At 63.9% G+C, this 21,584-nt stretch carries 17 protein-coding genes and 1 CRISPR repeat array; of the genes, 13 read left to right on the top strand and 4 right to left on the bottom strand.

What is annotated here, in order from left to right; genetic code table 11:
- The first annotated feature begins 86 nt into the window (after positions 1-86).
- From Q7S20_00155 to Q7S20_00125, 7 genes are all read left to right on the top strand, one after another.
- Entirely contained in the window at positions 87-851 is a 765-nt protein-coding gene (locus Q7S20_00155) for a lytic transglycosylase domain-containing protein (protein MDO8500237.1), read from the top strand.
- A gap of 114 nt (positions 852-965) precedes the next feature.
- Positions 966-1,523, top strand: coding sequence for a helix-turn-helix domain-containing protein (locus Q7S20_00150; GenBank protein ID MDO8500236.1), 558 nt, complete (start codon positions 966-968; stop codon positions 1,521-1,523).
- Positions 1,507-2,238, top strand: a complete 732-nt coding sequence (locus tag Q7S20_00145) for a lytic transglycosylase domain-containing protein (GenBank protein ID MDO8500235.1) — start codon at positions 1,507-1,509, stop codon at positions 2,236-2,238. The genes Q7S20_00150 and Q7S20_00145 overlap by 17 nt, the downstream gene beginning before the upstream one ends.
- 41 nt (positions 2,239-2,279) lie before the next feature.
- Positions 2,280-3,188 (top strand): DMT family transporter, encoded by a 909-nt coding sequence (locus Q7S20_00140; GenBank protein ID MDO8500234.1) that lies wholly within the window; start codon positions 2,280-2,282, stop codon positions 3,186-3,188.
- A gap of 49 nt (positions 3,189-3,237) precedes the next feature.
- A complete protein-coding gene (locus tag Q7S20_00135; protein ID MDO8500233.1) occupies positions 3,238-5,997 on the top strand; it encodes a M14 family metallopeptidase in 2,760 nt (919 codons plus the stop codon).
- A 9-nt stretch (positions 5,998-6,006) separates the two neighbouring features.
- A complete protein-coding gene (locus tag Q7S20_00130; protein MDO8500232.1) occupies positions 6,007-6,843 on the top strand; it encodes a hypothetical protein in 837 nt (278 codons plus the stop codon).
- 27 nt (positions 6,844-6,870) lie between these two features.
- On the top strand, positions 6,871-8,946 hold the full coding sequence (locus Q7S20_00125; GenBank protein MDO8500231.1) for a S9 family peptidase: 2,076 nt from the start codon (positions 6,871-6,873) through the stop codon (positions 8,944-8,946).
- Positions 8,947-8,957: 11 nt separating this feature from the next.
- Here the strand turns inward: Q7S20_00125 and Q7S20_00120 are convergent, their stop codons facing one another.
- Both Q7S20_00120 and Q7S20_00115 read right to left on the bottom strand, forming a co-directional pair.
- Entirely contained in the window at positions 8,958-10,832 is a 1,875-nt protein-coding gene (locus Q7S20_00120; GenBank protein MDO8500230.1) for an ABC transporter ATP-binding protein, read from the bottom strand.
- 3 nt (positions 10,833-10,835) lie between these two features.
- Positions 10,836-12,263: an MBL fold metallo-hydrolase gene (locus Q7S20_00115; protein MDO8500229.1), complete on the bottom strand. Its 1,428-nt coding sequence runs from the start codon at positions 12,261-12,263 to the stop codon at positions 10,836-10,838.
- A 3-nt stretch (positions 12,264-12,266) separates the two neighbouring features.
- On the opposite strand from Q7S20_00115, the gene Q7S20_00110 reads away from it, so the two are divergent.
- Entirely contained in the window at positions 12,267-12,506 is a 240-nt protein-coding gene (locus tag Q7S20_00110) for a hypothetical protein (protein ID MDO8500228.1), read from the top strand.
- A 78-nt stretch (positions 12,507-12,584) separates the two neighbouring features.
- Here Q7S20_00110 and Q7S20_00105 read toward each other — a convergent pair whose 3' ends face one another.
- Complete coding sequence (locus Q7S20_00105) at positions 12,585-13,379, bottom strand: hypothetical protein (GenBank protein ID MDO8500227.1); 795 nt, start codon at positions 13,377-13,379, stop codon at positions 12,585-12,587.
- A gap of 25 nt (positions 13,380-13,404) precedes the next feature.
- Positions 13,405-14,499, bottom strand: coding sequence for a MauE/DoxX family redox-associated membrane protein (locus tag Q7S20_00100; GenBank protein ID MDO8500226.1), 1,095 nt, complete (start codon positions 14,497-14,499; stop codon positions 13,405-13,407).
- Between the two features lie 411 nt (positions 14,500-14,910).
- Between Q7S20_00100 and Q7S20_00095 the strand changes: the two genes are divergently transcribed.
- From Q7S20_00095 to Q7S20_00075, 5 genes are all read left to right on the top strand, one after another.
- On the top strand, positions 14,911-15,318 hold the full coding sequence (locus Q7S20_00095) for a thiamine pyrophosphate-binding protein (GenBank protein MDO8500225.1): 408 nt from the start codon (positions 14,911-14,913) through the stop codon (positions 15,316-15,318).
- Positions 15,318-15,446, top strand: coding sequence for a hypothetical protein (locus tag Q7S20_00090; GenBank protein MDO8500224.1), 129 nt, complete (start codon positions 15,318-15,320; stop codon positions 15,444-15,446). The genes Q7S20_00095 and Q7S20_00090 overlap by 1 nt, the downstream gene beginning before the upstream one ends.
- 215 nt (positions 15,447-15,661) lie before the next feature.
- Positions 15,662-15,914: direct repeats of the CRISPR family, unit length 36 nt; unit sequence GTGTCGTTTTCTGTGATGCCGAAAGGCGTTGAGCAC.
- Between the two features lie 3 nt (positions 15,915-15,917).
- Positions 15,918-17,132, top strand: coding sequence for a hypothetical protein (locus Q7S20_00085; protein MDO8500223.1), 1,215 nt, complete (start codon positions 15,918-15,920; stop codon positions 17,130-17,132).
- Positions 17,133-17,311: 179 nt separating this feature from the next.
- Positions 17,312-21,295, top strand: a complete 3,984-nt coding sequence (locus tag Q7S20_00080) for a PAS domain S-box protein (protein ID MDO8500222.1) — start codon at positions 17,312-17,314, stop codon at positions 21,293-21,295.
- The coding region (locus Q7S20_00075) for a hypothetical protein (GenBank protein ID MDO8500221.1) at positions 21,295-21,584 on the top strand (290 nt) is incomplete at its 3' end. The genes Q7S20_00080 and Q7S20_00075, both read left to right, overlap by 1 nt.

Below are 21,584 nucleotides of genomic sequence, written 5' to 3'. Positions count from 1 at the left end.
GGGAACAATATCACAAATGAAGATGCGTGCCAACTTGGGCAATCTCCATACCCGCACGTGGCATGCACGGTGCAGAAGAGAAGACCATGATGGCTTCCGCCAGCTCGGATCGCCAGGACGACGAAACGCAGATTCAGGGTCCGGACGATCGACGCAGGTTGTCCGGAAGTGTGTATACGGATGTCCGCCGCCACGGGTCCGAGCGTCCTCCGCTCTCACGCGGGCAGAAGGCCATCCGCGCGCTCGCGCACAGCCTCGGCGCTGGGGCGCTTCTGGTTGCGGGCACCATCTGGACCGTCAATCAGCAGAAGCCGGAGTTCGTGAAACCCGGGTCGATCCTTCAGCTTCCCGCGGAGTTTGTGCTCGCGCCCCCGCCGGTGAGCGAGCAGGTCTTTCGCGTGAGCAGCGTGCTCCGCCGGTACACGAAGGACACCGTGCGCGCGAATCGCATCGCCCAGGCGATCATCAATGAAGGCGGGAAGAGAAATCTCGACCCCGCCCTTCTGATCGGCGTGCTTCTGACGGAGAACGCAAAGCTCGACCCGGTCGCACGGAGCAATGTCAGCGCGAGAGGGCTGATGCAGGTCATGCCCTTTCACGCCGGCAAATGGAAGGCCTGCCCTTCGAGCGATCTCGCGAACATCGAGTCCAATATCTGCTACGGAACGAGCATCCTCGCCGATCTGGTCAAGCGATCGCCGAACATGGAAAGGGCGTTGCTTCGCTACAACGGGTGCGTGCGCGGGACGAACACGCCACACTGCCACACCTACTCGGGCAAGGTGCTGAAATACGCCGACCAGGCCGCGTCGCAGATGCTCCAGGCGCTTTTCCCGAGTGCCGCCGAGTAGTCGTCCATAGAAGCCAGCCCACCCTCGGTAGGCTATTTACCGGGAAGGGTTGTACCAATACCTCAACCGGGTTACTGTTATACGTTGTCAGTTAACAGGATTACCGGAATAGGTATGGCCGACTGGATAGGACGCGACCTCGAGCGGCTTCGCAAGCTCAGAGGTCTGCGGCGCGAAGACGTTGCCGCACAGCTCACCGTTCCCGTGTCGCCGTCAACTATCCGCAACATCGAACACGACGAGCACTACAACGTCTCGCTCGATCTGTTGCGTCAGATAGCCGCGGTGCTCGGGGCTGAGTTGCGCGTCAGCCTGAGCTCGGTCGAGCCGGTGGCGGACGACTCCGTGCCCGTCGGACGAAGAATCGTGGATAACGAATACTTCATCAGGTATATCCGGTCGCGTTACCCGGACTGCCCGTTGACAAACTCGCAGATCGGCCGCCGCATGTGGAGCTTCGCCGAATCACATGGCGCGGAGCTGGTTCGCGAGCGCAAGCAGATCAGAAAGGTGGTAGATCCGTCCGCCGGCACGACGCTCCACCGGTCTCCGACGACGGCAGCCGAATATGAGGTTTGGGAAAAGGATTTCGCGGCCCTGGAGAAGTTTGCCGACCGGCTCGGCAGGGCTTTTTCCGATGGTAAAGGAGGAGTGCTTGTACCAGCGGCCTGATGGCGAACTGTCCCGTGTGGTTTCGGGGCGGACCAGTCTCAAGATCGTGACCAGCCGAGAGCAGGTCACCGAGCTCTACCGTCCCCGGTGGCGCCGTTACATCGGCGCGGCCGCGCAAGCGGTTGTGCTTGCCGTGCTTCTCGCTGCCGGAACGGTGTGGACGCTCGAGCACCAGCATCCGCAGTTCACGCGGCCGGCAGAGCTTCTCAAGCTCCCCGGTGCCGTTATCAGCGCCGCGAAACCGAGCGAAGATGCGTTCCGCATCGCCCAGGTCCTTCGCCGCTATACCCGGAACGGTGAGGTCGCCGAGCGGATCGCCAGCGCCGTCGTCGCCGAGGGGAAGCGCAGGAAGATCGATCCCGCGCTTCTGGTCGGTGTCATGCTGGTCGAGAGCAGTAACCTGGATCCGCACGCCCGCAGCTTCGTGGGAGCGCAGGGCCTCATGCAGGTCATGCCGTTCCACCGCGGACAGTGGGGCTGCAAGTCGCGCGATCTCTATGACATCGAGGGCAACATCTGCCACGGCGTCAGCGTTCTTGCCGACGCGATCAAGAATGCGCCGAATCTCCGTGTCGCGCTTCAGCGATACAACGGTTGCGTCCGCGGCGCCAACACACCGAACTGCAGCAGCTATTCGGGCAAGGTCATGACCGCCGCCAACCGCACGACACGCCAGCTCATGACGATCAACGACCAGCCGCAGGGTCAGGAGTAGCGGCTGCGGCGGCAGCCGGGCAGTACGCCGCTTCCGTCAACTTGAACCGCCCCTCGCCGGGTTGGGTTCTCGCGGTATCGCTGCTCGGCATCTCGTTCGCCGGGCCGCTGGTCCGGCTCTCGAATGCCGATCCCCTCGCCATCGCCGCATGGCGACTCTGCTTCTCTCTCGTGATCGTCGCCGTCGCGCTGGCCGTCACAGGCCAGTGGCGCGACTGGGCCAAGCTGACGGCACGCGACACCGCCCTCGCGTCATGCGCCGGGATAGCACTCGCTCTTCATTTCTGGGCGTGGAACGCGTCCATCCATCTCACGACGATCGCCGCTTCCGTAACACTCGTCAGCCTTCAACCGGCTGTCATCGTGGCGATCTCCACGATTTTTCTGCGTGAGGCGCCGAACCGGCGGCAGCTGATCGGCATCTCGATCGCTCTTCTGGGGGCCATGCTTATCGCCGCTCCCGCCTGGCGCGACAGCGCTTCGGCCGGCGGAAGCAACGCCATGCTCGGCAACATGCTTGCGGCGTCGGCGGCGGTGACTGCGGGCATCTACTATACGATTGGTCGCCATCTTCGTGCGACATACGGGATATGGGCCTACGTCGCGCTCGCATACTCGGCGTGCGCGATAGCGCTCTTCGCGATGGCCGGCCTGACAGGCACTCCACTTACCCCACAGCCACCGCGCGAGCTGGCGATCTTCGCCGGTCTCGCGATCGGACCCATGCTGCTTGGGCACACGGGAATGAACTGGGCGCTCAAGTATCTCCCTGCATACGTCGTGAATCTCACAGTCCTCGGAGAGCCCGTTGGCGCGACACTTCTTGGCGCGCTGATACCCGCGATTGCCCAGGTGCCGCCGCTCGCGACTCTTCTCGGCGGTGTGGTGGTGCTTGCGGGAGTGCTTGTCGCCGCCTGGAACACGGTGTCCACACGTCGAGCAGCGGGGTAGCTTTTACCGCACCAGAAAATCGCTCAAATCATTCCTCCCGATTCTCATCATGATTTTCAGCCGCACCCTTTCGCTGATCCTTGGCCTGGTCGTCGTCACGTCGTCCGCTTCCGCGCAGGGGCGTATCACGACCCCGCTGCAGGAGTTCGGGCATAACATCGGCGACGACTATTTTCTCGCCAACTATCAGCAGCTCACGAAATACTGGGAGAAGCTGGACCGTGAATCGGACCGCATGCGTGTAGTGCGCATCGGAACCACCGCCGAAGGCCGGCCGATGCTGATGGCGATCATTACCGCGCCGGAGAATTTCCGGAAGCTGGGACGGTACCAGGAGATTGCGGCGAAGCTGGCCCACGCCGATGGCCTGAACGACGAGCAGGCACGCGCTCTGGCCCGGGAAGGGAAGGCGGTGGTCTGGATTGACGGCGGTCTGCACGCCAGCGAAGTCCTTGGCGCCCAGCAGCTCATACAGTACGTGTACGAAATGGTGAGCCGCAACGACGCCGAGACGCAGCGGTTCCTGCGGGACGACATTCTGCTGGCGGTGCCGGCGAATCCCGACGGCATGGACCTCGTCTCGAACTGGTACATGCGCGACTCGGTGAAGGAAAACCGGTCAACAGCCGGAGTGCCGCGACTCTATCACAAGTACATCGGCCACGACAACAACCGCGATTCGTACATGGCGTCGCAGCCCGAGACACAGGCAGCGGACAGCATTCTCTACAGGGCCTGGTATCCGCACATCGTCTACAACCACCATCAGACGGGCCCGGAAGGCACAGTTATCTTCGCGCCGCCTTTCCGCGATCCGTTCAACTACAATCTCGATCCTCTGATTCCGGTTGGCATAGATCTCGTCGGGGCGGCGATCCACAGCCGGTTCATCGCTGAGGGAAAGCCGGGGGCGACGATGCGGAACGGAGCCAATTTCTCGACGTGGTGGAACGGCGGTCTCCGGACCACCGTGTACTTCCACAACATGATCGGTCTCCTCACCGAGACCTTCGGCAATCCCACGCCGGGCGAGATCGCGCTGGTCCCCGAACGCCTTCTGCCGAGTGGGAGCACGCCTTTCCCGATCCTGCCACAGAAGTGGCACTTCGCGCAATCCATGGCATACGAGCTCTCCGCCAACCGCGCGGTCATGGACGTGGCTTCGAAGTATCGTGAGGACTTCCTCTTCAACGCGTATCGCATGGGACGGAACTCCATCGATCGTGGGCGCAGAGACACGTGGACGCTGACACCTCAGAAGGTGGACGCGGTGAAGCTCGCTGTGGAGAAGGACAGCGCCGCGAAAACGCGGCTGCCAAGCGCCGATTACGTGAAGCTCCTCAAGGATCCGGCGGCACGCGATCCGCGCGGATACATCATTCCGTCGAATCAGAAGGATTTCGCCACGGCGGTGAAATTCGTGAATGCGCTGGTGAAGAACGGCGTGACGATCCACCGCGCGACGAGGGCATTCTCCGTCGCCGGAAGGACCTACCCTGAGGAGTCATATGTCGTGATCACGTCGCAGGCATTCCGTCCGCACGTGCTCGACATGTTCGAGCCGCAGAATCATCCTGACGATATCCCGTATCCTGGTGGCCCGCCGACTCCGCCATACGACAACGCCGGGTGGACGCTGGCGTACCAGATGGGTGTGAAGTTCGATCGCATACTCGATTCGTTCACGGGACCTTTCGAAAAGCTGAATGGATTCGCGCCGGTACCGGCGGGAACGGTGGGAATGAGGGTGCAGGCGCCTGAATCGCGTTTCCTGGCGCCGCAGTTCTATTCGTGGACACGAGGGACGAACGATTCGTTCACCGCGGCCAACCGGCTGCTCAAGGCCGGCCAGGAGGTTTACACACTCGCTGCTCCTGCGGCCGGCACGGGCCTCCCGGCAGGCGCCTTCGTGGTGCGCAACACCACCGCGGCGGAGCCGATGCTCCGCGCACTCGCCGCCGAGAGGGGTGTGACGTTTTCTCCGGTGGATATCGCGATGCCTGGAGGGTCGATGACGCGCCTGCACTTGCCGCGCATTGCTCTATGGGACGTCTACGGTGGCGAGATATCGTCGGGCTGGATGCGCTTCGTTTTCGATCAGTTCGAATTTCCGTACGAAGTCGTCTTCGCCAACGATCTCGACAATGGCGACCTGAGCTCAAGGTACGACGTGCTCGTTCTTCCCAATTGCGCGAGACTCTCCGCCCCGGTGGACTCGACGGGAAGCTGTCAGCGGCGCTTGCAACCGCCCGCCGACAAAGTCCCGGCCGAATGGCACTCCCGTCTTGGACGAATTACGATCGAGAAGACGCTGCCACGCATTCGCAGCTTCGTCGAGAACGGGGGGACGCTGCTCGCCCTCGGCGTTGCCTCCGAGATAGCGTACAGGCTGGAGCTGCCGGTATCCGACGCAGTCGTGGACGAGAGCGACAAGCCGCTTCCGCGCGCGAAGTACTACGTGCCGGGGTCTGTCCTCTCCGTCGCGGTGGACACGACCAACACCATCGCCTGGGGAATGTCGCCCAGGGCGGATATTTTCTTCGACAACAATCCGGCATTCCGTCTGCAGTCAGGAGCGTCGGCGAAAGGAGTGAAGCGCGTCGCCTGGTTCGACAGCCCGGCGCCCCTTCGCAGCGGGTGGGCCTGGGGGCAGAAGGTGCTCGATGACGCGACGGAAATCCTCGTTTCACCGATGGGGAAGGGCAGCGTCGTGCTGTATGGACCCCAGGTATATTTCCGGGGTCAGACTCATGGTGCGTTCCGCTTCCTGTTCAACGGTATCTACTACGGTCAGCTGAATCGTCCGTAAGGACATGTCATGAGAACGATGCTCCACCGCACTGCCGGGCGCGCGCTTCTGAATGCGCGCCCGTGGACTACCGCGCTGGTTTTCTTGACAGCCGCATGTTCGGCCGCGAATCCGCCGGTCGGGGAGCCGGCGCCTGAAGAGGCCCCGAAGCTCGCCATTACTTCCTCGCGCGATCTGGTGCGCGAGATGCACGACCGGTACTCGGACAAGTGGTACAGCACGCTCCGCTTCGAGCAGGCGAATACCTTCTACACTCAGTCCGGCAAGGAAGAGAAGTCGCGCTGGGTGGAGAATCTCTCTGTACCCGGAAAGCTCAGGATAGACTTCGAGCCGCTTTCGTCGAAGAGCGGGCTGCTCATCCTGAACAATCGCGTGATGACCTTCGACAACGGTCGCAGGGTAGATTCGCGCCGCTCGATCCAGCCGATTCTCACGCTCACCGCCGACGTGTATGCCATTCCACCTGCGGTGACGCTGCGGCGGCTTGATTCACTGCGCATGGATCTCGACAAGTTTCGGAGCGGTCGGCTCGACAGGAAGCGCGTCTATGTGATCGGCGCGGATGAAGGCGACGAAGAGTCGAGTCAGGTCTGGATAGATGCGGACAAGCTGCTCCTCCTCCGTATCATTCAGCGCGAAAAGCGCGGCGACCGCACCGTCGTGACCGACACGCGCGTCGGTGAGTACAAGGAGATAGACGGTTTCCAGGTGGCGCATGAGTTCGTGTCGCTGCGCGATGGCAAGCCCTACTTCAGGGAACAGTACGAGAAGGTGCGAGTGAACGAGCCCATTCCGCCTGCCGTGTTCGATCCGTTACGCTGGTCCGCTGCTCGGCCCGACGCCTGATCAACCCCCAACACAACCCACCAGAAAATGAGAACTCAGACTTCGATTGCGGCGGCGTTGCTGTCTCTCTCGCTGTTGACCCCGCCGGAAGTATCGGCTCAGAAGAGGCCGATGACGTTCGACGACCTTGCCGCCGTGCGAGGCGTCTCGGACCCGCAGGTATCACCCTCCGGGACGCTCGTGCTTTACGCCGCGCGCACCGCTGACGTCCCGGCGAATCGTCGCTCGACCGCGACATTCCTCGTCTCTTCGGCGGGCGGTGGTGCCGCAAAGCAATTCCCATCAGCCAATGTCAAAGCGAGCGAAGCGCGCTGGTCACCCGACGGCAGGCAGGTGACCTACATAACTGGAGGACAGCTCTGGCTGGCTGATGCGGATGGGACTGGCGCGCGACAGCTCACGAAGCTGAGTGGCGGAGCGTCCGGGCCGGTCTGGTCGCCAAAAAGCGATCGCATCGCCTTCGTGTCGTCAGTGTATCCCGACTGCGCCGACGATGCCTGCAACGCGTCGCGCTCGCAGGCCGAAGAAGCCAATCCGGTCAAGGCGCACATCGCCGACAATCTGATGTACCGCCACTGGACCGCGTGGGCGGGCGATACGCGCTCGCATCTCTTTGTCGTCGGCACCGCCAGTGGCGCGCCAGTGGACGTTACGCGTGGAGTGAAGTACGACGTGCCCCCTGGGCCATTCGGCGGGAGCGAGGGCTACGCGTTCTCTCCCGATGGTGAGGAGCTCGCGTACACCGCCAAGGATCAGGGAAGGGAAGATGCGTGGAGCACCGACATCAACGTGTACACCGTTTCCGCTGGCGGCGGCACGCCGGCGGTAATCACTCTCGCCAACAAGGGCGCGGATGTGAATCCCGTCTACTCGCCTGACGGGCGCTCGATCATCTATCAGTCGCAGGCGCGCGCCGGGTTCGAGTCCGATCGCGGCCGGCTGATGGCGTACGATCGTGCCTCGCGCACGTCAAAGGAGCTCCTGCCGTCGTGGGATGCGACCGCCGATGCTTATGGGTTCACCGCCGCCGGCGACGCGATCTACATCAGCACCGCCGACGCGTCGCGCAACAAGATCTATCGCATCACGCGGACCGGCACGGGTTGGACGTCCAGACCTGAGCTCGTCGTGGGGACGATGAACAATTCGTCGCTCAGTCTTTCTCGCGACGGCCGCACGATGGCGTGGGTACGCGACGCCGTGGATCACCCGGCAGAGATATACGTATCGGCCACGTCAGGCCGCGGAGCACCGGTGATCCGTCAGCTGACGCACGAGAACGACGCCCTCATCGCGCAGCTCGCGCTTCACCCCGCCGAATTCTTCTGGTTCAAGGGCGCCAATGGCGACAGCGTCCAGGGCATGCTCGTGCGGCCCGCACAGTGGCAGCCGGGCAGGAAGTATCCGGTGCTTTTCCTGATTCATGGAGGACCGCAGGGCGCCTGGTTCGACCAGTGGCACGGCCGGTGGAATTTCTCTCTGTTCGCTTCGCGAGGGATGGCCGTGGTGGCCATCAATCCGCGCGGATCAACCGGGTACGGACAGAAATTCGTGGACGATATCTCCAGGGATTGGGGCGGCAAGGTATACACGGATCTGATGAATGGTCTCGATGCAGCGCTCGCGCGAAACAACTGGCTCGACTCAACCCGCATGGGAGCGGCCGGCGGCAGCTATGGCGGCTACATGACGAACTGGATCGAGGGACATTCCACGCGATTCAAGGCGCTCTTCACGCACGCCGGGCCGTTCAACCTCGAGAACATGTACGCGGCGACGGAAGAACTCTGGTTCCCCGAGTGGGAGTACGGCGGCCCCTCCTGGGACAAGACGGCGATGGACACTCAATACCGCGTGTGGTCGCCGCATCTCTACGCCGCGAACTTCAGGACCCCGATGCTGATCGTGCACGGTGAGCTTGACTACCGGGTTTCCTACTACGAGGGAGTCTCGATGTTCACCGCGCTCCAGCGACAGGGCGTTCCCAGTCGGCTGATAGTCTTCCCCGATGAAGGCCACTGGATCGGCAAGCCGCTCAATCAAAAGCTCTGGTGGGGAGAGGTGCTCGGCTGGTTCGAGAAGTATCTCCGGCCTGGTGCGTAGCGCACGACGCGCTACCGATACCCGGCCGCCTGCATCCGGAAGAGCTCGTCGTACAATCCTCCGCCCGCGACGAGCTCCTCGTGCGTCCCCGATTCCTCGACCTTCCCGCCGCGGAGTACGATGATCCGGTCGGCCATGCGCACGGTCGAGAACCGATGCGAGATCAGTATCGCCATTCGTCCCGCGACGAGCTGGGAGAATCGCAGGAATACCTCGAACTCGGCACGCGCATCCAGCGCGGCAGTGGGCTCATCGAGAATCAGCACCTGGGCGTCTCTCAGATACGCGCGCGCCAGGGCCACCTTCTGCCACTCGCCGCCCGAAAGATCCACCCCTTCCTCGAAGCGGCGGCCGAGCATCTGCCGATAACCGTTCGGAAAGCGCGGCAGGAGTGAAGCGGCGAGCGAATTCTGCGCGGCCAGCTCGATGCTGTCGGGCACTCCCTCGGCGCCGTCGAGAGCGGCTCTGACCGACTCAATTTCACCGACGCCGATGTTCTCGTCGAAGCGCATGTCGTAGCGCACGAAGTCCTGGAAGATCACGCCGATCGCATGCCGCAGCGATTCGAGGTCGTAGTCGCGCAGATCCACGCCGTCGAGCGTTATCCGCCCTTCAGTCGGCTCGTACAGTCGCGCGATGAGCTTCGTGATCGTCGTCTTGCCTGCCCCGTTCTCGCCAACCAGCGCAACGCGCTCGGCGGGCCGCAGTTCCAATGACACGTTCCTGATCGCCCACCGGTCGCTGCCCGGGTATCTGAAGCCCACATCCTCGAATACGAATCCGCGCGCGATAGGCATCGGCACCGGCCGCGCATCGGGCCGCGACGAGATGGTCGGCTTCATCTCGAGAAACACGAACAGGTCGCGAAGGTAGAGCGCCTGCTCATATACGCTCGACGCCGAAAGCAGAATGCCCTGGATGGTGTCGCGGCCGCGCGCAAACGACGCCGACAGGAAGATGAGCATGCCAGGCGTTATCTCTCCACGCGCGGCGCGGAGAATGATGATCACGTACGCGATGTAGTACCCGATGGTGCCGAAGATCGAGAGCAGGGCGCTGATCGCTCCGCGCCGAAGCGACAGCCGCTTGTTCTCCTCGTAGAAACGATCGGACAGAATCCGGTACCGGTCGGTGAGCCACGGCGCGAGACCGAACATCTGCACTTCCTTCGCCGTCTTGTCGCTCGCTCCGACAAATCGCAGATAGTCGAGCTGTCGTCTCTCCGGGGTCCATCGAAACAGCAGCGAATATCCGAGCGCGGCGAAATGCGTCTCCCCGAGGAAGCTTGGCAGCACGGCGCCGAACAGCAGGAGGACCAGCCACGGGTTGTAGGCGATCAGCACGCCACCGATCGTGAGAAGCGTTACCGCGTCCTGGGTCATTGACACGACCTGCGTGAGCAGCGCGATCCGCCCTACCGTCTGTCGCCGCGCACGCTCCAGGTGATCGTAGAACGTCGGGTCCTCGAACTGCGCGAGATCGAGAGTCGCCGCGTGCTCCATCAGCCGGACGCTCATGCGGTTGGAGAACAGATCGCTGAGCAGGCTCTCTATCAGAGACGATGCCCGCGCGAGAATCTCGCCGGCCACGACGATGCCGATCTCCATCGCGACGTAGCGCCAGAGAGTCGGCAGCTCCGCACGGCCGTCCCGCACGCCGATCACGGTATCGAGGATGAGCTTGCCGACCCAGAACGTTGCAACGGGAACGAACGCGCGGGTCAGGCGGAGCGCCATCATCGCCACCGTGTACCCGGCGTGCGTCTGCCAGACGAGCCGGCCCAGTGGCGGAATGTGGCGCAGCGCGGCCAGCCGCTCGCGCCATGAAGGGGGCTTCTCGTCCATCCGGCGACCGCGGGAGACCATCGGTGTCAGCGGATGGGTCATGCGTCAGCTCCCCTGAGTTCGCGAACCTCGTTCCACAGGGTTGCCGCTCCGCTCCCACTCCGAGAAACCGCCGTACATGCTCGACATGTCATCTCTGCCGCCACGCTGCAGGATGCTCGCCGCGATCGCCGATCTCGAGCCACCTTGGCAGTGAACGACGACCTGCCCCTCGGGAATCTCGTCGAGGCGCCTGCGGAGCTCGCCGAGTGGAATGTTCAGCGCGCGCGGCAGATGCCCCGCCGCGAACTCACTGCGGCCGCGAACGTCGAGGATCGTCGCGTTGCGTCTGGTCCGAACGTCTCCGACGGATATCTGTCTCGTCGCGCTCATCCGCACGCCGAGCTTCGAGAGCTCGTCGAGCGATTCGGCGGGGAATACGCCCGAGACTCGCTCGAGGCCGATGAGCGACAGGTCCGCCGCAAGCTGGCGTCGTGCCTCCTCGGATGAATCGCCGATCACGCACACGTCGCGGTCGTACGGCAGAAGGGAACCAGCCCAGTTGAGAAAAGATCTGTTGCGCGGGATGTTGACCGAGCCGGCCGCATGTCGCGCTGCGAATTCCAGTACGGATCGCGTATCCACCACTGTCTCACCGGCCGACAGAGAGCGCGCGATCTCGTCTGCGCCAGCGACCGGCGGGACCGTTGTCGGCGCGTCTGCCGGCCCGTCGCGGTTGACGCGCTTCATGATCGCGAAATACGCGGGTGGCTCGGGCTGTCCGGCGAGTACTTCCGTTACGAAGCGTTCCTCATCGTCCTCGGCGAAAGCCCAGTTGAACAGCTTCTCGTAGCCAAGCGTGGATTGCGGCATGGCGCCGAGGGCCTTTCCGCAGGCTGAGCCTGCGCCGTGACCGGGCCATATCTGGAGATAATCAGGGAATGTCTTGAAAGCCTGCAACGACTGGAAGAGCCGCCGAGCGCTTGTTTCCATCGTGCCGGCGTATCCCGCAGCGCGCTCGAGCAGGTCGGGGCGGCCTACGTCTCCGACGAAAATGAAATCGCCGGTGATGGCTCCCATCGGCTCGGCGGCGACCGCCGTGTCGGTGACGAGGAAAGTCATGTGCTCGGGCGTGTGACCGGGAGTGTGGATCGCGTCTATTCGTACGTCGCCGATCATGAAGTGCGATCCGTCCGTCAGCAGCTCCGCACGTGACTCGCCGGCGAAACCGTACTTCCACTCGGCGTCGCCCGCATCGGAGAGATAGAGCTGGGCGTTCGTGCGCCGTGCCAGCTCCCTCGAGCCGGAAACAAGATCGGCGTGGATGTGGGTCTCGGTGACCGCGACGATGCGGATGTTGTCGCGTGCGGCCGCCTCAATGTATTGAGCGACGTTGCGATTCGGGTCCACTATGACGCCGAGGCGCGCGTGATCGCACGCTGCGAGGTAGCTCGTCTGGGCGAGCTGTTCGTCGAAGAACCGGCGAAGGAGCATGTAGTGAAGATAGCGGGCGTGGCCGCGGCAGGTCAGAAGGCGATGATCTGCCTCGATACTCCGGTCACAGTCTTCGAGGCGATGATCGGCACCACAGGAATTCTAATCGAGCACGCAGTAGTATGGCGCGACGCTTCACGCCGCGCCACGAGTCCGCGTGCGGTCCAGGTGGGGTCTTTCTCCCGTCCGCCCGCGTCGCGGGTAAACAAAAAAGCAGGACCATTTCTGGCCCTGCCTTTCTGAAATTATACCATTGATGCATTTCGCTTTACTTCTTAAACAGGCACTCAAATCTGTCTACGATGTTATGACGCTCAACAATTACACTTTTAGATGAAATGCACTTGTTGGGTCAGAATCGATACCAAGGTAGTATGTGGTATCAATATTCTTAACACCACCGACCATAGTAATATTGGTTTGCGAAAATGACCATTGCGCATTATAACCAACTCCACCCGGTGAAGAACCATTCTTGAATGAAAATATTGCGGAGCTGTTTATTTTTATGGGGGAGCCATTTGGTAGTGTTATTGATGATTTCGATGACCATCCGACACACAGAGCAACGGAACCTTGCAAATTAAGTTCAGAATGATAATCTATGGTAGTTGCACTAAGGGTTGGATAAGGAGGTGCTGGATCAAAACCAGGTATTGCTTGCTGTGTAACTTCACTCAATCCAAATTCACAATCTAATATATCTGATGTTATCTTATTGTATTTTACAACCATAAAGGGTTTGCCTGTAACTATGCGTGCCCTCTCACCCCATATATTAAGGTCATAGAAAGATTCCCGGAAAGATCCTTTCCATAATTTATAACCAGAACCCGTGCCTCCAGAACCCGCACAACAATACACACCGCCCGCGCTGGGCGAGCTGCAGTTTCCGCTGGGACTGGTGGTGCAATAGGACCCACTGGCGCAGGGACCATAGCATTTGCCGTCCGATCCCTTGCAGCTGTCTGACAGGCACGATTTGGGCTCGGTCGGTACTGCGCAGGCGAGCGCGCCTGCTCCGCCGAAGATCGCGGCGAGCATCACGCGCACCGCATCGCGGCGCGACGTGGCCGTTGCGAGCCTTCGAGACAGTTCATCAAGTAAGTCGTCCATCCCTCCTCCAGGTGACGTGAGGCAATCAGACTGAGGTTGCCGAGTATGACGCACTTGCGCTGGCATCGAGAGAAACCGTGTCGAGCTGCAGGAGCTGCTCAATCGCGTCGCGACCCAGCATCAGCGAACTGCCGATCTGTCCGTCAACCCGAATGAGCACGGCCGAAGGGATGGCCTGCACGTTGTACGACTGGGCCACCTCGCGATCCGTCTGGAGGAGCACGTCCGTCAGGTCGTGGCGCTTGGCCATCATGCGAACCGCATGATCGCTACCACGGCTCACCACGGCGATCCTGATCTTGTCTGCGTAGCCGACTTGCCACCGCTGGACTTCAGGCAGCAGCGCGGTGCAGGCACCGCAATCCGGATCGGAGAAGATCAGCATGACCGGACGACGTTCCTGGAGCAGCGCGCCGAGCGACAGCGTGCCGCGTGAGGGAGTCGCGAGCTCGAACGGCGGAGCCGTCGTGCCGACCGGGAGCCCCTGAAGGAGTGGCTCGAGCGCGGCGAGCGACTCCACCTGCTGCGCTTGGTGCGCAGCCTCGCTACTCCGTTCGATGCGATCCATACGCAGGAGCAGGCGCCCGTGCTGGCGAAAGAGCTGCCAGATCAGCACGGACTGTCCGATGCACAGCGCGGCTGCACATGCGATGATGACGACGGCGGCTGGCGCCAACGCCGTTGCGTCGGACAATGAGCGCAGGATTTCCGGTTGCGGTCGGCCCGGTCCGGGCCAGACGACCAGCGCCGCACAGCCGGCGAGAGCGGCGTTGCGCAGGAGCGTCTCCGAGCCGACAGGCCGGGAATGAAGCTGGCCGAAGCAGTGGCACGGGGGCTTGCGTCCGCGCGCGAGGTTCGCCGCGATGACGACCGTGAAAGCGATGAGCAGCCCGAGCGCAGCGGCGCCTCCCCACCATGCGGTCGGCGCGCCCAATAGCAGGACGACGATCGCGAGTTCCGCCACCGGCAACGCCAGACTCGCGGCGCCGACGAGCGCCCGTGGGACTCCGAACGCGGCGAGCGAGGTGCGCGTCTTCGTGCGGTCCGCGAGCTTCGCGAGACCGGCTGCGCCAAACACCACGGCGAGCACGAAGCGAGCGAGAAGCGTGAGGAGGCTCATGGCGGCGCTCAGAACGATCCGAGTGTGAAACAAAAGGCATAGCTGTTCACGTTGACCGCCACTCCTGACCTAAGCCGCCGAGAAGCTCTGCGCTCCCGTCAGCGATGACGGCACGCGGATGTCGTGGGGGACCCGGGAAACATACGGCGGGCAGGCGTAGCTCGCCAGAGGCGACTCGCCCTCCTCGACGTTGAGCGCCCGGCTAACGGCGCTGTCGCGGCGCTTTTTCGTTTCAAACAGCGATACCTGTTTCTCCTACCTTGCCACTGAGATGTTGTCCGAGACTTTCCGCGGGTCGCTCATGACGACCTTTAACGTTGCCGGATCTGGCTGCTGGTAGACTTTCAGCAGTGTGTTGACGTCGTTCCATCTCGGCTGCAGCCACGTCTTTCAGCGGGAGATTCGCCATCAATGAGCTCCGACAAGAAGTACACGACCGCCGAGATCCTCGTGGATCGCCTGCTCGACTGGGGCGTGGACACGATCTTCGGCCTTCCTGGGGACGGCATCAACGGGATCATGGAGGCGCTGCGCGTCCGGCAAGACCGTGTTCGCTTCATCCATGTGCGCCACGAAGAGGCGGCGGCGTTCATGGCCTGCGCCTACGCCAAGTACACGGGCCGGCTCGGCGTCTGCCTCGCCACCTCGGGGCCGGGAGCGATCCATCTCCTCAACGGGCTCTACGACGCGAAACTCGACGGCGCGCCGGTGCTGGCCATCACGGGCCAGACCTACCACGACCTGCTCGGCATGCACTACCAGCAGGAGGTGGATCTCCTCGCGCTCTTCAAAGATGTGGCCTGCTTCATCAGCAGGTGATGGGCGCCGCACACGCACGCAGCCTGGTTGACGCCGGCTGCCGCGCGGCGCTGGCTGGTCGCAGCGTGGCGCACATCACCTGCCCGGTGGACATCCAGGAGCAGTCCACGATACACGATACACGATAGGAATTCTAATCGAGCACGCAGTAGTATGGCGCGACGCTTCACGCCGCGCCACGAGTCCGCGTGCGGTTGTCCGCGTGCGGTCCAGGTGGGGTCTTTCTCCCGTCCGCCCGCGTCGCGGGTCGTTGCTTCGGCCCCGCGACGGGTCGTCGTCGGACACCATCACCATCCGCCCAATCGGCCGCGAGCAGCCGGCTTACCTGCGCGGGTGAAAGACCTCCCAGATCAGACTGCGGCCGCTTGGCGTTGAGCACTTCCAGGAAATGAGCGGCACGAATATGGGCCGCATCGTGTCGTTTTCTGTGATGCCGAAAGGCGTTGAGCACGCGACTTAGTGGAAGGCGATCACCACTCTACGACTCAGTGTCGTTTTCTGTGATGCCGAAAGGCGTTGAGCACATTCACAAACCGGACATGGATGGACTCCGCAGACTGGTGTCGTTTTCTGTGATGCCGAAAGGCGTTGAGCACTTGTTGCTGAACCCATCAAGGACGACGTTCTCAACCGCGACACGTTCCACGCTCATCGGCAAGATCGTCCTCGCGCGCTTCCTGGAGCGGCCGCCGGCGTCCGTCCTGGCGGCCGCGCTGAAGGCGGAGGACGTGGCGCGGCGCGCTGGCCTGTTCGACGGAGCCACCCCCGCGTTGTGCCGCACGCTCCTGCCGGGGGCCAGCCACGCGCCCGTCGCGCACGGCCCCGACGGGGTCTTCGCTCAGGTCCGGGTACGGAACGAGACGCCGCACCTCGTCTGGCGCTCGCTCTACTTCGGCTGTGAGTACACGGTGGACTGGCATCGCCTCGGGGCCTGGATGGCGCCCGCGGACGGGGAATGTTCGGAAGACATCCGGCGCGCCGTGCGGACCTTGCTGCTCGTCAGCACGAGAAACCGCATTGCCCACGAGGTCGTCCGGGTGCTCATCGGCGCGCAGCCCGACTTTCTGTGCACGGGCGCCGAGACCCGGCTCGTGGTCCTGACCGAGCGCCAAGTCGTGCGCCAGGCACGCGCCCGTCTCGCGGTGGCCGATGCGAGCCGCGTTTCGCGCGTGTTGCGCTCGACGGTGGTGCTCCTGCCCACCGGCGCGCCCCTGCCGCTCCGGGCACTCTGTGTGAGCTCGCGAGCCGTCCTGCGGGCGCTGCTGCGCGACGTGCTCGCGCGCGAACGGTGGCTTCGCGAGCAAGGGCTCCTCCTGGGAGCCTGGACCGATGAGGAACTCGCGTGTCGCGTGCCGCGGCGCGCGGGAATGCGCGTGTCCCGCCGGCTCGTGGCATACTGCCGGAAGTCCCTGGGCGTGCCGGGCGCGAGCGTACGCGCTCGCCGCAGTGGCTACATGGCGACGACGATGGATTTCTCCGCGCTCCGTACGTTGGCGCGGCCGGGCATCCTTCAGGGGGCCCCGCAGGCAGCGGGCGTCTACGAGCTCCGCCTCGCCCCCGGCCAGCCGGGGTACGAGCGGCGCTGCGCGGGCATCATCTACCTGGGGAAGGCGAAGAACCTCAGGCGGCGACTGCTCGCCCATGCGACCCCCAACGGGCGCAACCAAGGGCTCGCGAGCCATGTGCGCCGCGCGCAGGTGCTGTTCCGCGTTCGGCTCGAGGCGGGCGACCTCACGCGCGCTGAGCAAGCGCTGTATCGGCAGTTCGTGGACACGTACGAGCGCCCGCCCGCGTGCAACACACTACGCCCGTGAGGACAGGCCGGAGCGGGCGAGGTTCTCCAGCAACGCTCGCCGGCATTGCTGGTGCAGGGCGGGGCGCGTAATATGGGAACCTATGACCCCCGCCCCGAACGATCGCAAACAGGACCGCGCTGTGTTTGGAACGAACGTTGCGCAGGCAGGCAGGCAGGCAGGCAGGCAGGCAGGCAGTAGTGAGGCCGACCCTCACGACGAAGATTGGTCTGCTGCTGCTGTTGCCGTTCCTCGGGTCGCTTGCCGGCACGCTCGTCTTTGCCTCGTACCTGCAGCGGGCACGCACCACTGACCACGTCGTCAACGTGGCGGGTCGGCAGCGGCTGCTCGCGGCGGAGCTCCGCGACTGGGCGCACATTGTCGCGCTGGGTCAGGAGGAAGACCGCGCCGGCCTCCGATCTCGCGTGGCGGAGTTCGAGCACAGTCTCGTAGCGCTGCAACGGGGTGGGCAGGTTTTGGACGGCGTCGTGGACGCGGCACCACCGGACCTCACGCCCGAGTTGGCCGCCGTGGCCTCCCTGTGGCACCAGCTTCGACCAGACCTCCTGACCATCGCCGAGGCGTCGCGCCAAGAGGCGCGATTCGTGGCGGCGTACCAGCGCGTCGAGAACCGCCTGCCCCAGCTCAGGGACCTCGCGCACCGGTACCTCACCGCCTTCGTGGCGCGGCACCAGCGCGAGCGGCGCGAGATGCTCTGGACGCTCGGGTTCATCGCCGTTGGTAATTTGGCGGTGCTGCTCGCCGGTCTCTTCATCACCCGGCGCTACATCGTCCGGCCGATCATCGGGCTCGAGACCGCGGCTCGGCGCATGCAGGCCGGGGACTTCGCGCACCGGCTGGACGCGTCCGCGCGCGACGAGCTCGGCACACTGGCCCGTACCTTCAACGCGATGGTCGAGCAGGTCGAACAGCTCCTCGCGGCACTCGACCTTCGCCGGAAGCACGCGGAGACCATTGTCGCCAGCGTGTCGAGTTGGCTGCTCGTTCTGCGCCAGGACCTGACCGTGCTGCAGGTCAACCGATCCTTCCGCGAGGCCTTCGGACCGGACGAGGGCGCAGTGGGCCAACCCGTGACGGCATTGCTCCCGGCCCCTGGGCTCCTTGAAGCCGCGCTCGAGGTGCTCGCCTCCGGCAAGCCCCAGCGCGGCCTCCAGCTCGAGATGCCCTGGCAGGGGGGCACGCGGTCGCTGCGCGTCACGATTACCGGAACACGCCTTGAGGAGGAGGAAGAGGAGGCGGAAGCGGAGGTCCTCCTCGTCGCCGTCGAGGATCTGACGACCGAGGAGCGGCTGACCGCGCGCGCGCGCCTGCTCGCCGCCGCGCTTGAGAGCGTCGGCGACCCGGTGACGATCACCAACCCGGCCGGGGCGATCCAGTTCGTCAACGCGGCCTTCAGCCGCCAGAACGGCTATGACGTTGCCGAGGTGCTGGGAAAGAACCCGAGGATCCTGAAATCCGGCCAGACCGACGCGGCGGTCTACCCGGCCCTGTGGCAAGCCCTCACGGCGGGCCGCACCTTTTCCGACACGGTGGTCAACCGACGCAAGGACGGGAGCACCTACGAAGCCGTTCTCACGATCACCCCGGTGTGCGACGCCTCCGGCACCGTCACGCAGTACGTGTCCACGCACCACGACATCACGGAGCGCAAGCGGGCGGAGAGGCAGAGCGAAGGCGAGCGGAGCGTGCTGGAACTGCTGGCCAAGGGCGAGGCGTTGCCCGTGTTGCTGACTCGCTTGGCGCTCAGTTATGAAGCGATGTATCCGGGGATATTGTGCTCGGTGTTGTTGCTGGATGCGGAGGGGAGGCATCTCACGCACAGTGCGGCCCCCAGCCTGCCGGCTGCGTATTGCCAAGCGATTGACGGGATGGAGATCGGCCCCTTGGTTGGCTCGTGCGGCACGGCTGCCTACACGGGGCAAACAACGATGGTCGCGGACATCGCCAGCGATCCGCTCTGGCGGGACTACAAGGCCCTTGCGCTGGCGCACGGGCTATTGGCGTGCTGGTCGGTGCCGATTCTTTCCACCAAAGGCCGGGTGCTGGGCACATTCGCGCTCTATCATCGCACGCCGCGCGCCGCGCAGCCGGAAGAACTGGCGGCGGTTGAACGGGGGGCGCGTCTGGCCAGTCTGGCGATTGAGCGCCAGCAGACGGAGGAACAGCTTGCGCGCAACGCCGAGCTGCTGCGCTGCACGGGGGAACTCGCCATGGTCGGCGGATGGGAGCTTGACCTGCTGACCATGAAACTCACCTGGTCGGAAGAGGTCTACCGCATCCACGAAGTCGATCCTGCGATTGCGCCGGTGGTCGAGCAGGTGATCGAGTTTTACGCACCCGAGGCTCGGCCTGTCATTCAGGCCGCGGTGCAGGCCGGGATCGCTAGCGGGACGCCTTGGGACCTCGAATTACCGCTCATCACCGCCAAGGGCAGGCACATTTGGGTGCACGCCCAAGGCAGGGCCGTGATGCGGGACAGTAAGGTCGTGCGGCTGACCGGCGCCTTCCAGAACATCACCGGGCGCAAGCAGGCGGAGGAGGCGCTGCGGTTCTCCGAAGCCGAGCTGCGCGGCCTTATCGAGCGCGCGGTGTTCGGCATCTACCGCAGCACGCCGGATGGTTGTCTGCTCATGGTCAACCAGGCGCTCGTCGAGATGCTGGGCTACGACTCGGCGGAGGAGGTCCTCGCCGTAAGCACGGTGGCCACCCTGTACCAGCATCCCGAAGAGCGAAGCCGGTTGCTGGAACGCTACGCAGCGCACGATGCCTTCACCGGCGTGGAGGCTGGCTGGAAACGGAAGGACGACACACCGATCACGGTGCGCCTGTCGGGCAAGCCGGTCCGTGGCCCGGGCGGGGAACCGGTGACGTTTGAGGTCTTCGTCGAAGACGTCACGGAGCGTGTCGTGCTCGAGAACCGTCTGCGGCAATCGCAGAAGATGCAGGCGGTAGGCGATCTGGCGGGCGGGCTGGCCCACGACTTCAACAACCTATTGACCGCGATCCTGGGCAGCAGTGAACTCATGGCCAGTGAGCTGCCGGCCGGTTCACCCGTCGGGGAGAATCTCGATACGATCCGACGTGCTGCGCTGAGGGCCGCGGAGCTGACGCGCAAGCTGCTGGGGTTCAGCCGCCGCCAGCACTTGGAACTGCAGCCGGTCGATCTTGGCGCCGTGGTCACGGACTTCGGTCGGATGATGCGACGCGTGATCCGCGAGGATATCCACGTGAGGGTGATCGTCGACGAGGCCCGGCTCGGGGCGCTGGCCGATTCTGGCGCGGTCGAGCAGATACTCATGAACTTGATGACCAACGCCCGCGACGCCACTCCGCCGGGCGGGGCATTGCTGGTCAAGGCGCGTCGAGCCGTGCTCGACGAGGCGTATTGCGAGGGACGGGGTTGGGGCAGGGCCGGTGCGTACATCGCGATCGAGGTCAGCGATACAGGCGCTGGCATGGACGAGGAGACTAGGCATCGGATCTTTGAACCGTTCTTCACCACGAAGCCCATGGGCAAGGGCACCGGGCTCGGTATGGCGATGGTGTACGGGCTCGTCAAGCAGCACGGCGGCTTCGTGGATGTCTCCAGCGCACTTGGACGCGGCACCACGGTCTGCGTGTTCCTCCCGGCAGTGGCCGAGGAGGGCTCCGAACGCCCGGCGGTGGCAGCGCCGCCGCTGGGACGGGGTGGAAGAAACGATTCTCCTCGTCGAAGACGAGGAGGCGGTGCGACGCCTGGCGCAGCGCGTGCTCGAGGAATGGGGGTACACGGTGCTGGCGGCGGTGAACGGTGCGGAGGCGCTCGAGACGTTCGAGGCGCATCGGGGAGCCATTGCGTTGGTGATTTCCGATGTCGTGATGCCGGTCATGGGAGGGCCAGAGCTGTTTCGGACCTTGCGGCAGGCGGGGCACCGGGTCCGATTCCTGTTCACCAGCGGGTACATGAGCGGGTACATGGAGCGCGAGGTCGAAGAGACCGCGACGATCCCACCCGGCGTCCCCTACCTCTCGAAGCCGTGGCACGTGGTGGATTTCCTTGGGAGAGTGCGGACGGTGCTGGACGCGTCGGTATGACCCGAGCTGCGCGGTGCCCGCCGAACGGGAACCACGGTGGGCGGTGTCTACCGCCGGCGTTGTTCTGCGGCCGCGGTCGCGTGGGATAATGCGCACGCTCATTGTGGTTCCGATTATTCATACCGAACAGGATATGGGGTCGCTGCTCGAGCAGATCAAGCAGGAGTACGTCACCCGCTACGGCCACGAAAAGTGGACGGAGCATCTCAAGTCAATTGATGAAATCTGGAGCGGGATTCGCCGGATGATCGCGGCGCTGGAGCTGCCCTATGCGAGCGTCCGCCTGTATCAGGACGGGCTACCCCTTTGCGGAAAGGAAGCGGACATCGTCAAGGAGGTTGCCGTTCGAGGGGGCCAGAATCATCAGCTCCTCGTCGA

Source organism: Gemmatimonadaceae bacterium (assembly GCA_030647905.1).
Lineage (GTDB): Bacteria > Gemmatimonadota > Gemmatimonadetes > Gemmatimonadales > Gemmatimonadaceae > UBA4720.
Note: the sequence above shows the minus strand (reverse complement) of the source record. Positions and strands in the feature narration are given on the sequence as shown.